The sequence below is a fragment of the Paraliobacillus sp. PM-2 genome, assembly GCF_001368815.1.
GTDB lineage: Bacteria > Bacillota > Bacilli > Bacillales > Amphibacillaceae > Paraliobacillus.
The window spans coordinates 486,024-501,896 of the sequence record NZ_CTEI01000001.1; the positions used below are offsets into that span (position 1 = coordinate 486,024).

Consider the following 15,873-nt stretch of genomic DNA (forward strand, 5'->3'; position numbering starts at 1 on the left):
GGGACGAGGGGTCAGACGCCCTGTCCCAAAAGTGGGACAAAGCGTCTGACCCCTTGTCCCGTTTAAAATTTTCCTTCGTGAATGGATGCTTGTAATGGGCGGCGAGTGGATGGTGTTTCTCGTTCTTGTAATTCAGGTGTCAATGTTGTTTTATCACCCTGATACCCTAAGGCAACCACAGCATGTAGTTGATAGTGATCTGGAATGTCTAATACCTCGCGGGCTTTTTCTTTATCAAATCCGCCCATTGGATGGGTAACCAACCCATTTTCCATTGCTTGTAATGCGAAAAAGCCAAATGCTGTCCCTGTATCAAACGTATGTGCACCGCCTTTTTTCTCAGAAATAAATAAAATCAAAACAGGTGCCTGCTCACACCATACACGGTTCCCGTCCATAATAAAGGAGTGGAAACGCTCGCGATCTTCCTTTGTCCGGGCAATAATAAAGCGCCATGGTTGAATATTCATACTAGATGGCGCCCACCGTGCAGCCTCTAATGCACTAAAAAGTAATTCCTCTGGCACCTCTTTATCAAGAAACGCTCTTGGTGACCAGCGTTGAATAAACTGGTCATCAATTGGAAAATCTGCCTTGCGATTGTTTTCAATAGTCATCAAAAAATCCCCCTATCAATCAAGCATCATACGATCCATTATACATCTTTTAGCTCAATTGGGACAAGGCGCCTGACCCCGCGTCCCACGAGCCATTATACATCTTTTCACTCAATTGGGACAAGGCGCCTGACCCCCTGTCCCGACCCCCTGTCCCGTCTGGCCACTTATCCCTATTCTTGTCCTTAATTGTAAAAACTTGTCCAAAAAATTAATATTGTATGATATAATTTCGTTTGTATAAATTTAAATATAAATAAACTAAATTATAATCATGCAGGGGGACCGGCAGTATGGAAGAAACAATATCAATAAAAGAAATAATGGAGGTGTTGAAGAAGCGCTTAGGGCTAATTTTCTTACTAACGATTGGTGCAGCGCTTATTAGTGGACTAGTAACCTACTTCTTATTAACACCTACCTATCAATCTAGTTCACAATTCATTGTTAACCAAAAAACAGCAGAAACCGATCGAGTAGATTATAATGAAATTCGATCCAATGTAGAAATTATTAATACATACAATGTTGTGATTCGAAGCCCACGTATTTTGGATAAAGTAATAGACGAACTTGATCTTACACTATCTGCCGGCGCATTAAAGAACAAAATTAATGTAGGTAGTGAGCAGAGTTCCCAGGTCGTGACAGTGACAGCTACTGATCCAGACCCAGCAACAGCCGTAGCCATTGCGAATAAAACGGTTGAAATCTTTCAAGAAGATATTGATGATTTGATGAACGTGGACAATGTTAATATTCTATCGGAAGCAGAATTGAGTGCCAATCCGTCACCAGTAAGCCCGAAACCAACCTTAAATATTGCCATTGCCCTTGTAGTAGGTGCCATGGCCGGAGTAGGATTAGCCTTCTTGCTAGAGTACTTGGATAACACGGTTAAAACAGAACAAGATGTTGAACAAAAACTAGGCCTGCCTGTGATTGGAACGGTCTCACATATTAAAGAAACAGACGTGGCATCGGTACAATACCAGTCCACAGCCATACGTAAGCGAGAAAGGGGAAATTTCAGTGGCTAGAAGAAAAAAACAAGCTAAAAATACAGCAATCCGTCATTTAATTGCAAAGTTAAACCCAAAATCCCCTATATCTGAGCAATATCGTACCATTCGAACCAATTTACAATTCTCCTCTGTCGATGGAGAAATGAAGAAAATATTAGTCACCTCTTCCGGACCATCTGAAGGAAAATCATCCACCGTTGCGAACCTAGCAATTGTGTTTGCACAGCAAGGGAAGAAGGTACTGCTTATTGATGGAGATATGCGTAAGCCAACGGTTCATTACACCTTTCGTATTGACAACCGTCGTGGATTAAGCAGTGTCCTGGTAAGTGAAGCGACCCTTGAGGAATCCATTGAAAAAAGTGATGTAGCAGATTTGGATATCTTAACCTGTGGACCAATCCCACCGAACCCATCCGAATTACTAGGGTCCAAGGCAATGGGCAAACTAATGGAACAGGCCTGCGAATACTATGATATTGTTTTATTTGATACACCACCAGTATTAGCCGTAACCGATGCACAAATTTTAGCGAATAGTTGTGATGGATCTATTTTAGTCCTTCGCAGTAAGCAAACAGACTATGAAGCGGCTCAGAAAGCTCGTGATCTATTACAACCAGCAAATGCTAAACTAATAGGCGCTGTGTTAAATGACCGTGACATGAAAAAAGGAAATAGCTATTACTACTATTATGGTAACCATTAAGCACAACAAGAGAAGCCGTAGCGATCGTGAACGAATCACTGATCGCTACGGTTTTTTTATGCTTTCTGCCAAACGCATTACCTCCCAAATCGTACACGCATAGCGGATCTCCTTTTCCCATACGCATTGCTCCCATTCACTCCTAAATCATTTATCCCTATTTTAATTAGTTAATAACTCCCGTAAAAATAACAAAATATAGTATTTTTATCTTGTTTAACTAATAGTACTTTTGATATAATTAACAATAATCGTTTGGAAAATATAAAAATATATAGACAAACATCAAAAATAGCATTGCTTTATTGCTGTAAATTTAAAAATTGGCTAGTTGCAAAGCAGTTAAATCCATGCTAAGCAACAACGTCCCATTTTAAACCAAAGGCATAGGATAAAGAAATAAAAAATATTTTGCTTTATGACAAAGGTTCTAATCTATCGACACCAATTAAATGATACGATATTACTAGAAGAATGATAACAGGATAATCTGGCAATTTTATTAGGGGGAGAAGGAACAATGATAGATATTCATAGTCATATTTTACCGAATGTTGATCACGGGGCAAAACATATGCAAGAAAGTGTGAAAATCGCCCAACAAGCGGCCCAACAAGGGGTGGACACCATCATAGCCACACCGAATCATTTAAACGGGAAGCATCATAACCCAAAACAACAAATTATGGACCAGGTTGAAAAGTTGAACAACACCCTAATAGAATACAACATCCCAGTGACCGTTTTACCTGGCCAACGAATTCGCCTGCATGGGGATCTTATCGAAGGATTGGAAAAAGACCAATTCTTAACGTTGCGCGATACATCGGAATACCTGTTAATAGATTTACCATCCAATCATTTACCAAATTATACGATGCAATTAATCTATGATTTACAATTGAAAGGATATAAGCCGATCTTCTCTGAACCAACAAAGAACGTCGTATTACAGGAACAACTCGATGTGCTTTATGACCTCGTTAAAAAAGGCGCACTGATCGAAATTTCTGCCCCAGCAGTGACAGGTCAGGTGGGTAAAAAAGTGCAACGACTTACAAAGAAAATGATGGAGCATAACCTGGTTCACTTTATTGGTTCAGGTGTTACCAATCAGAAAGAATATCTATTGAAAGATGCGATCGCAACCATTCAACGATCGGTTGGTAGAGAAAAGGCGACCCAGTATGTTGAAAATGCAACAGCTTTAATCCAAGGGAAAGCCGTGATCGGCGATGAACCAATCCGCCCGAAAAAGAAGAAAATCCTCGGCCTATTCGGTTAAAAGTACAAATCGACTTATTCAGACAAAAGATAACACCTCCACTTGTGGGGGTGTTTTTGTATGCGGTAAAAATAATTTAAAGAAATTTTGGATATATATTAAAAGTGGTGGTGCTCTTTATTCTATTAAGGTTCAAAAGGTAACAAGAAGTTAGTATAAAAGCGCCTTAGCAGAGGAAATATGCGAGACTCCTGCGGGAATAGCACGCGTCCGAAGATCCACTTGGTAAAGTGAATTTCTTTACCAAGTTAGCTTCGGCCGTGCCCGCGGAAAGCGAGTGTATTTCCCCTGCGGTTTAGGTACAAGCATTGCTTATAATAAACTTTTTATAAAAGAGATGGTGGAGCGAGAACCACACCACCACATTTGACAGAGAACCAAAAATTTTTTTCAAAAAACAGAGAAATATGCTCAATTTTTAAGCGTTTTCAGTGTTTTAACCTCCATCTATGGATGGGGTGTTTCTGTTTCTTAAGAAAAAATAGTCCCGAAATAGTAGTTCAATAGATCCATAAGACTTATCTTTCTTTTTAAAAGAATGTCGCATTGTCTGTTTCCAATAAAAATTATTCCTGCTATAATAAATAATGTCATTTGCAAAAAAACAAAATAAAAAGGTTGTGCGTGTATGATCGACATTCATTCTCATATTCTACCTAACATTGATGATGGTGCGAAGCATATGGAAGAAAGTGTCGCAATGGCACGAGCAGCAGTGGCAGAAGGAATTCATACAATTATTGCCACACCACATCATAAGAATGGTCGCTATGATAATACGAAAGAAATGATTCTACCATTGGTAGATCAATTGAATACTAGATTACAACAAGAAGAGATTCCGTTAACGGTTTTAGCCGGACAAGAATCACGTATTTACGGGGAAATGATTGAAGATTACGAGCAGGGAATCGTTCTTCCATTGAATGAAACGACCCGCTATGTGTTTGTTGAATTTCCGTCGAATGATGTGCCGCGCTATGCGAAACAGTTAATGTTTGATATGCAAGTAAACGATCTCAAACCAATTATTGTACATCCGGAGCGGAATAAAGCAATCATGGAGGATCCATCCATCCTATATGAGTTCGTCCGGAATGGCACATTGACCCAAATTACCGCAGCAAGTGTAACCGGTCATTTTGGAAAGAAGATAAAGAAGTTCACCCATGAATTGATTGAATCGAATTTAACTCATTTTATTGCTTCCGATGCACATAACACCTCAACGCGTGGTTTTCGTATGCAAGAAGCCAATCAAGTGATTCAACAAACCTATGGTGCTTCGATGTTATATTATTTCATGGAAAACGCACAATATATGATAGATAACGCAACAGTGATCGGTGAAGAACCAATCAAACCAAAAAAGAAAAAAATTCTAGGGCTATTTTAACGCCCTCCATTCATTGTTAAGTAGTGATTGGGAAGGGAGAACGCAGGATGAAAAAAGTAAGAAAGGCTATTATCCCAGCTGCTGGACTGGGAACACGATTTTTGCCAGCAACCAAAGCGATGCCGAAAGAAATGCTACCCATCGTGGATAAACCAATGATTCAATATATCGTAGAAGAAGCTGTCGCATCTGGCATTGAAGATATTATTATCGTAACAGGTAAAGGAAAGCGTGCAATTGAAGATCATTTTGACTTTGCACCAGAACTAGAACAGAACCTTCGTGAAAAAGGAAAAGTACAATTACTACAAAAAGTAGAACAATCGACAAAATTAGCAGATATTCATTACATTCGTCAAAAAGAGCCAAAAGGCCTCGGTCATGCCGTTTGGTGTGCAAGGAAATTTATTGGCGACGAACCGTTTGCCGTACTGTTAGGTGACGATATCGTGCAAAGCGATGTCCCTTGTCTCAAACAGTTGATTAATCAATATGAAGAGACAGAATCTTCTGTAATCGGTGTGCAACAAGTACCAGAAGAGGAAACCTACCGTTACGGGATTGTGGATCCAAGTGCACAAAACGGTCGACGTTATCAAGTAAACCATTTTGTCGAAAAACCAGCAAAAGGAACGGCACCATCTAATCTTGCTATTATGGGTCGTTACGTGTTTACACCGGAAATTTTCCGTTTTCTTGATCGACAACAGATTGGTGCAGGCGGTGAAATCCAACTGACGGACGCCATTCAAATGTTAAACGAAATTCAAAAAGTATATGCGTATGATTTCCAAGGACATCGTCATGATGTGGGAGAGAAATTAGGCTTTGTGAAAACAACGATTGAATTTGCCTTGCAGAATAAAGAAATCGGTGCAGAAGTAAGAGACGTGTTAAAAGCGATGTTAGCGGAAGAAGCGAACGAATAAAGCAACGAAACAACATAGGGGAGTGGTAGTAGTATTGCTTCCCTGTTCGTTATACATAGAATGCAAGAACGATCTACCTACTAAATATATTTTTAGAAATAGAAAGTCTATATAGTTTTATCAATAGAAAGAAGGAATTAGCTCATGTCCTATCGTTCAAGAATGATATTCCTCATCATTTTAGACTCGTTGATTGTAAGCTCGGCTATCTTTGTTGCTTCATGGATTGTATATCCTAGTATTTCTTCTGGATCAATAAATGTGCTTATCATTAGTTCTATTATATTATTACTGTGCCATCATCTATTTGCTTTTGTTTATAAGTTATACCATAAGGTTTGGTCCTATGCGAGTATTGGGGAATTAGTAGCCATCGTCAAAGCAATTAGTCTATCTATTTTAGCTACTGGTATTATTCAACTTTTTATAAATGATTTTAACATGTATAATCGTGCACTACTTGTTACGTGGCTATTACATATTTTCTTTATTGGCGGATCACGCTTTGTTTGGCGGGTTTTCCGTGATCGATTTATTAGTGCGAATGCAGACCAGAAGCGAACCCTAATTGTAGGTGCAGGTGCTGCTGGTGCGATGATCGCACGGCAATTAAAAAACGAACCACAACATACCGACCTTTGTCCAGTGGCTTTCGTTGATGATGACTTTACCAAACATAAAATGGAGCTGTACGGGATACCGGTGATTAACTCAACCGAACATATTCCGTCTATTGTCGAAACATTCAAAATTGAACATATCGTACTTGCAATTCCTTCAGTAACAAACGGCGCATTAGCCGAAGTACTGGACCGTTGTAATCAAACAGGAGCAAAGGTGCAAATGCTGCCTAAAATTGAAGACTTAGCAAGCGGTCGGGTTTCGGTAGCTGCGTTACGGAATGTCGATGTGGAAGATGTATTAGGCCGTGCCCCAGTTCAATTAGATATTACAAAAATATCCGAGTATGTCACAGGTAACACGGTCATGGTTACTGGTGCAGGTGGTTCGATAGGTTCAGAGATTTGTAGACAATTAATGAAGTTCACGCCAAGTAAACTGTTATTAGTCGGTCATGGGGAATTTAGTATTTATTCGATTGATATGGAATTACGAGAAACCTTCACTAATATGGATATTGAAATTATTCCGATTATTGGGGATGTCCAAGATCAAAAACGCATCTTTGACATTGTCGAAACCCATAAACCAACAATTATCTATCATGCCGCAGCACATAAGCATGTGCCATTAATGGAATATAATCCACATGAGGCAATCAAGAACAATGTGATTGGAACCAAAAATGTCGCAGAAGCAGCCGATGCCTTTGGTGTAGATACATTTGTTTTAGTATCAACCGATAAAGCGGTTAATCCAACCAATGTCATGGGGGCAACCAAACGCGTGGCGGAAATGGTGGTCCAAAGCTTAGCCCAACAATCCACAACAAAATTTGTTGCGGTACGATTCGGAAATGTGTTAGGTAGTCGTGGTAGTGTCATCCCACGGTTTAAAAAACAAATTGAAAAAGGTGGACCAGTCACGGTCACCCATCCAGATATGACACGTTATTTTATGACAATACCAGAAGCATCACGTTTAGTGATTCAAGCTGGAACACTAGCCCACGGTGGAGAAATCTTTGTACTAGACATGGGTGAACCAGTCAAAATTGTTGACCTTGCAAAGAACTTGATTAAATTATCCGGTTATACCGAAGAAGAAATTCCAATTACCTTCTCTGGGATACGCCCAGGTGAGAAAATGTTTGAAGAATTACTCGGAGAAAAAGAAGTACACCCAGATGAAGTCTATGAAAAGATTTATGTTGGCCGAACAATGCGAATTGATACCAAGCAATTATTTGATTTAATCCATCAATTCGAAACCTATTCAACGATAGAATTAAAAGATCAGTTGATGGGGATTGTTTATCAAGAATCACAGTTAGATGTGGTGGAGAATTAATGTGATAGAAAGCTAGATAGAAAGAAACGTTTGTATGGAAAGCAAGAATTAAGGTGATGTCTCCAACACCTTTATCAACGGAGGCACTCGGCTATGCTGTGGGTGGAAACACCTTAGCACTCGTTGGCAGTAGTGTAGCGTGAGGTAGGGTTAGATGCCCTGAGTAGAAAAGTAATGAAAGAAGAAGTAGTGAATGAAAATAATAAATTAATATAAAAGATCAGCTGCTAATTATGTGTTTTATGATTGGTGGCTGATTGTATTATTGGAAGTGAAACATGTATTTGAATAAATTATCTAATAATAAGGGCTTTACATTAATTGAAGTTTTAGCAGTGCTTATTATATTGGGGATTATTATTGCAATTGCTATTTCTTCTGTTTCTGGAAATATTGAAACTAGTAAAAAGAAGTGTGTTCTGTTAACCAGGTAGAAATCGAAAGAATGTATGAAAATCACTTAACATTGGAAGAGTTAGAGCATAGCGATCAACTGTTCATTAGTTATATGAATGAGAATGATCTAAATAAAAGTAATGATCACGGTGTATATAATTATACGGATGGGGAAGTTCATTGTAATGTTCATTCTGATAATGAATTACCAGAAAAAGACGAAGGGGAAAGTGTTCCGATTTTATAGATTTGAAAAATATATAGAGGGACAGTTAATGCTTATAGAGACAACAACAGTTTCCCGGTTAATTGAATGAAATTTTTGTATTAAAAACTTAGGAAGTCCAAAAAATTTTAAATAAAATATATAAAAAATGATTGAATGTTAAAAGGGAACTGAGTATCATAGTTAGATTGAACGTTAGAAACCTTGCGGGATAAGGGTTTGAGGCGTTTTTAGTTAGAATTATAGATTGATTGAATGGTATATATAATAGGAAGAAACTCGGTTTAGAGTGATTATGGAGTGAATATCTATTTCGTATTTGGTTGGTAGATTGAATAGATATTACGAGGTGAGTATCAGAAAGAGATAACAATGTTAGTGGTTTAGTAGTTGGTTGGAATAATGAGATTCCAAGTAAGTCCTAATCTACTAAGGAACAAAATTTTAAGGAGTGTTGCTGGATGTATATGAAAATTAAAAGGTTGATAGATGTCATTCTTTCTTTAATTGGACTAATAGTATTATCACCGATTTTTTTAATTCTAATTATTGCTATCAAGATTGACTCGAGAGGTCCAGTGCTGTTTAAACAAAAGCGTGTTGGAATCAATAAGACACATTTCAATATATTGAAGTTCCGTACTATGAGTATAGATACGCCTAAGGACACTCCTACTCATTTATTAGAGAACCCGGATCAATACATTACTAAAATGGGTAAGTTTCTAAGGAAAACTTCACTTGATGAACTCCCACAAATTTGGAATATCTTTGTTGGTCAAATGAGTATCATTGGTCCTCGCCCTGCATTGTGGAATCAATATGACTTGATTGCTGAACGTGATAAGTACGGAGCCAATGATGTTCCTCCAGGTTTAACTGGGTGGGCACAGATTCACGGGCGTGATGAGCTACCGATTGATGTCAAGTCCAAGTTGGATGGTGAGTATGTTGATAAAATAAGCTTAACAATGGATATTAAGTGTTTCTTCGGAACTATCGTTAGTGTTGTTAAAAGTGATGGTATTGTTGAAGGTGGGACTGGCTCTAAGAAGGAAGTTGCTAAGGAGAGTATTACTAAATGAAAAAAATACTGATAACGGGTAAAAACAGTTATGTGGGGAAGAGCCTAGAGAGTTGGCTCGGAAATTATCCTGATGGTTATTCAATAGATTTAATTAGTCTAAGAGATGATTCATGGAAAGAAAAGGAATTCTCTGTTTATGATGTTGTGTTTCATGTTGCAGGAATTGCTCATGTATCTTCAGATCCCAAAATGGAAGATATTTATTATAAAGTTAATCGTGATCTTACAATAGAGACTGCTAAAAAGGCAAAAGCTGAAGGTGTGAAGCAGTTTATTTTTATGAGCAGTATTATTGTATATGGTGAAAGTAGTAGTGAATTAAGAGTTATTGGTAAAGATACAGCACCTAACCCAAGCAACTTTTATGGAAATAGTAAACTGCAAGCAGAAAAGGGAGTAAATAGCTTGAAATCTGATGAATTTAAGGTGGTAATTTTGCGTCCGCCGATGATTTATGGAAAGGGTTCAAAAGGGAATTATCCAAAGCTTGCTAAAGCATCACGTAAACTACTAGTATTTCCTGATATTGATAATCAGCGTAGTATGATTCATATAGATAACCTTTGTGAGTTTATAAAGCTTATTATTGAAAATGAAGAAAGTGGTTTATTCTTCCCACAAAACAGGGAGTATGTTAAGACAAGTGAAATGGTTAAGTTAATTGCTGAAGTTAATGGTGGAAAGGTTAGACTTACTAAGGTCTTTAATCCTATATTAAGATTTTTAGGGATAAGAATGGGGCTAATAAATAAGGTATTTGGCAATTTGATTTATGAAAAAAGTATTAGTAGGTATAAAGATGACTATCAAATCCGGGATTTAAGGAAGTCAATAGAGTTATCAGAGTTGGAGTGTGAACAAAAGTGAGCAATGTACACAGAAATAACTCAATCGAAGATCTAGTTTCTATAATAATGCCCGCATATAATTGTGGGGACTATATTGGATTCACAATTGATTCTGTGAGAGCTCAAAAATATAAAAACTGGGAACTTATTCTAATTGATGACTGTTCTTCAGATAATACTAAGGAAATAGTTAAACAATATATGGTTCATGATCATAGAATTAAATATTATAAATTAGAAGAGAACTCTGGTGCCGCGGTTGCTAGAAATAAAGCTCTTGATCTTGCAAAAGGAAAATATATGGCCTTTCTTGATAGTGATGATGTTTGGTTTCCTGAAAAGTTAAGTAAGCAGATCAACTTTATGGAGCTTAACGGATATAACTTTACCTGCACTAGTTATACTAAGATTGATGAAATTGGTAACTCCCTCGATCGTACTATTAGGGCACAGAGCATACGTGACTATGATGGAGTTTTAAAAACTTGTCCAGGGAACTCAACGGTTATTTATAATGCAGAGAAACTAGGTAAATTTAAAATTTCAAATATTAAGAAAAGAAATGATTACGTAATGTGGCTTCAAGTTATTAAAAAAGAAAAATTCTTATATGGTATTGAAGAGCCTCTTAGTAGCCATCGTATTAGGACAAATGCAATATCTAGTAATAAGTCTAGTTTAGTGGGATATCACTGGAAAGTTTATAGAGAAATAGAAGAATTATCGGTGATCAAATCAGGTTATTTAATAATATATTGGATTATTACTACATTGTTTAAATTAAGATGAGTACTGAATTAGAAAGAGCCTATGTGTGTTCTTTTGGCTTAATGAGATAAATGCAAAACAAATTTTACAATATTATATATTGTCGATTACCTTTGGTAAGTGATATATATATATATAAAGTTCTAACACACATTACAGATATAATAATGTATGAAATTTTCCATTAAAAATAGTCTTTTATCAGGTTTATAGGGGATGTATCTTATGAAAATCGCGCTGTTGACTCCAAATAAAAATTCTAATGGTGGAGTTGAAGTATATAATAATTACCTTACAACAATTTTCCAAGATGTTGATATTTTTTATTACGACTCTAATAATGTAAAAAAAAGAGGAATTAAAAAGAAGTTAAAACCATTTGAAGAAATTAAGAAATCATATCATGTAGGAAGGGAATTCATAAAGGCTCATAAAAAAAATAAATATGATTTAGTTATTTCTAATGGTATGTTTGGTTGGTATTTATATTTTAAGAAAGTAGATGCAGTGTTGGTTAATATCTATCATGGTAATTATGTTGGCTATTTAAAGGCTAATATGAATATAAACATAAAAAAAGCGATCGTTTTCTCTATAAAAGGTTTTTTTGAGAGGATAAGTGGTTATAAAAAACAATGCATAACAGTATCGAAATTTAATCAAAAACAATTAGAAAGATATTATGGTTTAAATTCAAGTGTGATTCATGTTGGTGTGGATATGTCGAAGTTTAAAATAATTCCCACTAATGAAGCAAGAGAGCTTTTTTCATTTCCGCAAAATTCTAAATTATACTTGTTTGTAGGGCGTATAGATGAGAATAAAGGAATAAATACTATACTTAGAATTGCCAAAAATAACCCAGATATAAAGTTTATTATAGTAGGTAGTGGGTCTTTAAATAGTAAGATTAGTAATGTAATTCATTTTAATGGAATAAGTAATAAAGATATGTATAAATTATATTCAGCTGTAAATGGGGTGTTAATTCCATCGCATTTTGAATCAGCAAGCTTGGTTGCTATAGAGTCCTTGGCAACTGGAACCCCTATTCTAATGAATAGAACAGGATATTCAGTCGAGATTAACGAAAATTTTCCAGAGTTTATTTCAAATATAGATGACTTTGAGGTTGATTTTAAAAAGTTTAATAACCAAGTTGAATCAAAGTATTTAAAAGAGGAATTAAGAGAATGGGCAGTTAAAAACTTTTCAATATCGGTTTTCGAGAAAAGATGGAAAAGTTTTGTGAAAGAGACATTGGAGGATAATGATGTTTTTTGATAATGTTTATTTTGAAAAAAATAATTACTTACAAGAGTTAAGAAAAAATGATGAAAACTTAATAGGTAGTTGGGGAATAGAAACAGCGGATTCCAAATCTTTTTTAAGTCTAGAAAATGGTGGTTATGATTATAGGCTAATTCAATGTCAAAGGAATATTTCTCAATTTGAAAATAAATTTAATGGGGAATATGAATTTCATGATGGAAGATTCAATTTGAATATAAAAGATAAAGTCTTAGATAACAAGGTAATACGAACAAACAGTATTTGTGCACTAAAAGACTCATATTTTATGGACTTTGTAACTCGTTTTCAGTTTAATAAGTCTTTATTTCCTATAGCAGAGTTAGCTGGAGTAAAGTTTGAACATAAAAATGAATATATAAATCATCAATATGAAACTGATAAGGTAAAGTTGTATGGACCTAACTATTGTGTCGATATTAGAGTCTTGTCTGTAGAAAAAATCCCGAACTTCAAGCAGGTTATATATGTTAGGGGAACTGCAAAATATTGGGTTGTCCACGTTAGACTATTTCCTGAAAAATATGACAAAGAGATTGTTAAATTAGTAAAATACACTAGTAAGGCTAGACCTCTTCCGGTTAACATTTCCAAATTTCTATTAAAATCCCCACTCGCTAAACACTTGTGGTATAACGGTGAGAAGAGTCGATTAAAACTACCAATTAATGCATTCGGTTTAGTAAAATTAATGAACGGAAAAAAAATATCTTTAAAAACTGAGGCAGTGTTCTCGAAAATATAGGGTGAATCTATGATAAAAAAGGAAATGCAAGTGACAGTTGATAATTTAGTTAATTATCTATTGAAATCTGTAAGTAGGGGGAATTTTTCTGCTAGGACATTTTATGCGGAGACATATTTTCTTTTAACATTATATCAATTAGATAAAAAGAAGTATGAAATAGAAATAAAGGATTTATTGAAAAGTTACTGTGAAAAGGATAAAAAATACTTTAACTTTCATTGGGAATTTAATAATTATGCACTACAGCAGTATTATAGTTTGAGTAATGATGAAGAAGCATATAATTTATTATACCCTTTAAAGTTTAAAGGAACTAAGTGTACAAATTGGACAATGCTTCGAGGTTTATGCAGAATTTTAACTAAGAAAAAATATCCCCTAGGTATATTTGAAATCACACGTAAGATAGTCAAGTATCAAGATGAATTCGGATTTATAAGGGATGAAAAAAGAGTAAACTCCTTACAGTATCATTGTTTTTCAATGGCATTAATTGCTGAAGCGTATCAAGTTACGAAAAAAGATTTCTTTAAACGAAGTTTTCTTAGAGCAGTTGACTTTATATCGGATTTTGTTCTTTCTAATGGAACTACTAACTATATAGGTAGGGGACAGGAGCAATTATTTGGATATGGACCGTTATTATTTTCGCTTGTATTTGCGCATAATCTAACAGGTGATTCAAAATATGAAATACTAGCTCGTAACGTGTATAGCCATTTAAAATCGTTTGTTAGGGAGGATGGATCATTACCTTTAGTTTTAAGAAAAGAAGAACAATCCTATCCTATGAAAATAGATGTAAATGATCCAAATTATTTAGGGTGGTATAATTATAATAATTATTTTGATTATACTTGTTTTCTTGCTTATTACCTTAATAAGGCAATCAACCTTTATGAACCTGACACTAACCTTTTAGAAGATTATGAAATAAAAAAAAGAATAAGTAATAAAAACTTTTATATATTGAAAGGTAAAAATTATGATGCAGTGATTGCAGCACCAGGAGGTTATTGGACTAATGATTTACCAATACCTTTTATCTGTTATAACAAGGTGAATTTAACCCCTACATATGGTGGGGAACAATTTGGTAGTGTACTATATTCGCCTGAATCTATTCCTCTCCCACATGGGACTGTGTACAAAAGAAGTCATAGTGTAAAACAGTTATTGAAATTGAACTTGAAAAGGATTCTTAAAAAGCCAATTAATAATAGTTTATATTTTAGAGATGAGCTAAAATATAAATTATTAAATAATAAATTAGTTGGAAAATCAAAAATAATAAAACACATTAGAGATTACGAATTTAAAGAGACAGAAATAATAATCAATGATAAGATTTTTTTTCGAAGAAATATAGAGTTTGAAGAATTTCAGCCTTTGAAATTATTCTTTTATAATTTAACGAAAATTAATGATAAAAAATTCATTTCAGAAATTGAAGGTCAAAAGCTTGAGGTTTCATTTGAACAAGGTAAATATTATATAAGTGATAATAATCACTATTCACCCCTAGGTGAAGTAAAAATGCTAGGTACAGAGTTAAAAAACGTAAAATACAATAAAGGTGATATTCTATCTATTAAATATAAACTAATATTATTTGGAAAAGGTGATTAATACTATGGGTGTGAGCATTGTCATCCCAACTTACAAAAGAGTAGATTTGTTAGAAAGGCTGTTAAAGAGTATAGAACAGCAAGTATATAAACACTATGAAGTAATAATAATTGATGATAACTCTCCAAATAGTCAAGAATATAATAATCTTATACAAAAATACTCTCACAAAATTAATAATCTAACTTATATAAGAAATTCAGAAAATAAAGGTGCACCATATTCACGAAATCAAGGCATTTTAAAATCAAAATACGAACTAATTGCTCTAGTTGATGACGATGACGAATGGTTATCTACTAAATTACAAGAGCAAGTTAAATTATTTAATAATTGCGACCCTGAAGTTGGAATAGTATATACCTGGACTAATGCAATAAATGAAAAAGGTGAGCTTGTGCATGAGTATAGAAGTACTATACATGGAAAAGCAATAAGACAAATGTTGAAAGACTGTTTTATTCCCTCACCTTCTGTAATGGTAAGAAAAGATGCAATTCTAAAATCCAGACTTTTTGATGAGAGTTTTCCTAGTTGTCAAGATTGGGATATGTGGACAAGAATTTTAAATAATGGTTACTCATGTGAAGTAGTTAAAAGTGTACAAACTATATATCATAAGCACACAAGAGTTAGTATAGGAAGTTCAAAAAGCGCTAGAGATGGATATAAGAAGTATTACAAAAAACACTTAAAATCATACGTAAAGTATTTTTTAAAGACTTTGGAACTAAAAGAGATCAAGAAGGCATTGATGTATATAATTAGGTGAATTTTTTATAAGATATGACTTTTAAGCTGTTTTCAACACTAAAAGTCAATGCTATAATCTAAATTTCTGTAAAAAATAATCCTTTCTGAAAAAATTGATACGTGTAATGAATAAATAGTTATCTATTAGAAATTTTTTTTGTTTATTTGACATCTA

Annotated in this window: 16 protein-coding genes; 15 read left to right on the forward strand and 1 reads right to left on the reverse strand. The window is 34.8% G+C overall.

Annotated elements, in window-relative coordinates:
* Window positions 1-62: 62 nt before the first annotated feature.
* Window positions 63-617: a nitroreductase family protein gene (locus BN1058_RS02200; RefSeq protein WP_176694422.1), complete on the reverse strand. Its 555-nt coding sequence runs from the start codon at window positions 615-617 to the stop codon at window positions 63-65.
* Between the two features lie 293 nt (window positions 618-910).
* Here BN1058_RS02200 and BN1058_RS02205 point away from each other — a divergent pair, with 293 nt between their 5' ends.
* From BN1058_RS02205 to BN1058_RS02275, 15 genes are all read left to right on the forward strand, one after another.
* Entirely contained in the window at window positions 911-1,657 is a 747-nt protein-coding gene (locus tag BN1058_RS02205) for a YveK family protein (protein ID WP_090852245.1), read from the forward strand.
* On the forward strand, window positions 1,650-2,351 hold the full coding sequence (locus BN1058_RS02210) for a CpsD/CapB family tyrosine-protein kinase (protein ID WP_090852247.1): 702 nt from the start codon (window positions 1,650-1,652) through the stop codon (window positions 2,349-2,351). The genes BN1058_RS02205 and BN1058_RS02210 overlap by 8 nt, the downstream gene beginning before the upstream one ends.
* 520 nt (window positions 2,352-2,871) lie before the next feature.
* Window positions 2,872-3,636 carry a tyrosine-protein phosphatase gene (locus BN1058_RS02215; protein WP_090852250.1) on the forward strand — a complete coding sequence of 255 codons (765 nt, stop codon included), beginning with the start codon at window positions 2,872-2,874 and terminating at the stop codon, window positions 3,634-3,636.
* Between the two features lie 628 nt (window positions 3,637-4,264).
* Entirely contained in the window at window positions 4,265-5,032 is a 768-nt protein-coding gene (locus BN1058_RS02220; RefSeq protein ID WP_090852253.1) for a tyrosine-protein phosphatase, read from the forward strand.
* Between the two features lie 47 nt (window positions 5,033-5,079).
* On the forward strand, window positions 5,080-5,961 hold the full coding sequence (gene galU, locus BN1058_RS02225) for a UTP--glucose-1-phosphate uridylyltransferase GalU (protein WP_090852256.1): 882 nt from the start codon (window positions 5,080-5,082) through the stop codon (window positions 5,959-5,961).
* A gap of 144 nt (window positions 5,962-6,105) precedes the next feature.
* Entirely contained in the window at window positions 6,106-7,932 is a 1,827-nt protein-coding gene (locus BN1058_RS02230; RefSeq protein ID WP_090852259.1) for a polysaccharide biosynthesis protein, read from the forward strand.
* Window positions 7,933-8,210: 278 nt separating this feature from the next.
* On the forward strand, window positions 8,211-8,366 hold the full coding sequence (locus tag BN1058_RS02235) for a prepilin-type N-terminal cleavage/methylation domain-containing protein (RefSeq protein ID WP_090852262.1): 156 nt from the start codon (window positions 8,211-8,213) through the stop codon (window positions 8,364-8,366).
* An 11-nt stretch (window positions 8,367-8,377) separates the two neighbouring features.
* Entirely contained in the window at window positions 8,378-8,575 is a 198-nt protein-coding gene (locus tag BN1058_RS02240; RefSeq protein WP_090852266.1) for a hypothetical protein, read from the forward strand.
* Window positions 8,576-9,015: 440 nt separating this feature from the next.
* A complete protein-coding gene (locus BN1058_RS02245; protein WP_090852269.1) occupies window positions 9,016-9,639 on the forward strand; it encodes a sugar transferase in 624 nt (207 codons plus the stop codon).
* Window positions 9,636-10,508: an NAD-dependent epimerase/dehydratase family protein gene (locus BN1058_RS02250; RefSeq protein WP_090852272.1), complete on the forward strand. Its 873-nt coding sequence runs from the start codon at window positions 9,636-9,638 to the stop codon at window positions 10,506-10,508. The genes BN1058_RS02245 and BN1058_RS02250 overlap by 4 nt, the downstream gene beginning before the upstream one ends.
* Window positions 10,505-11,278 carry a glycosyltransferase family 2 protein gene (locus tag BN1058_RS02255; RefSeq protein WP_255306954.1) on the forward strand — a complete coding sequence of 258 codons (774 nt, stop codon included), beginning with the start codon at window positions 10,505-10,507 and terminating at the stop codon, window positions 11,276-11,278. Before BN1058_RS02250 ends, BN1058_RS02255 begins: the two co-directional genes overlap by 4 nt.
* Window positions 11,279-11,482: 204 nt before the next feature.
* Entirely contained in the window at window positions 11,483-12,541 is a 1,059-nt protein-coding gene (locus BN1058_RS02260) for a glycosyltransferase family 4 protein (protein ID WP_176694423.1), read from the forward strand.
* A complete protein-coding gene (locus BN1058_RS02265) occupies window positions 12,531-13,313 on the forward strand; it encodes a hypothetical protein (RefSeq protein ID WP_090852278.1) in 783 nt (260 codons plus the stop codon). The genes BN1058_RS02260 and BN1058_RS02265 overlap by 11 nt, the downstream gene beginning before the upstream one ends.
* A gap of 9 nt (window positions 13,314-13,322) precedes the next feature.
* Entirely contained in the window at window positions 13,323-14,945 is a 1,623-nt protein-coding gene (locus tag BN1058_RS02270) for a hypothetical protein (RefSeq protein WP_090852281.1), read from the forward strand.
* A gap of 4 nt (window positions 14,946-14,949) precedes the next feature.
* Window positions 14,950-15,717 carry a glycosyltransferase family 2 protein gene (locus BN1058_RS02275; protein WP_090852283.1) on the forward strand — a complete coding sequence of 256 codons (768 nt, stop codon included), beginning with the start codon at window positions 14,950-14,952 and terminating at the stop codon, window positions 15,715-15,717.
* Window positions 15,718-15,873: the final 156 nt, after the last annotated feature.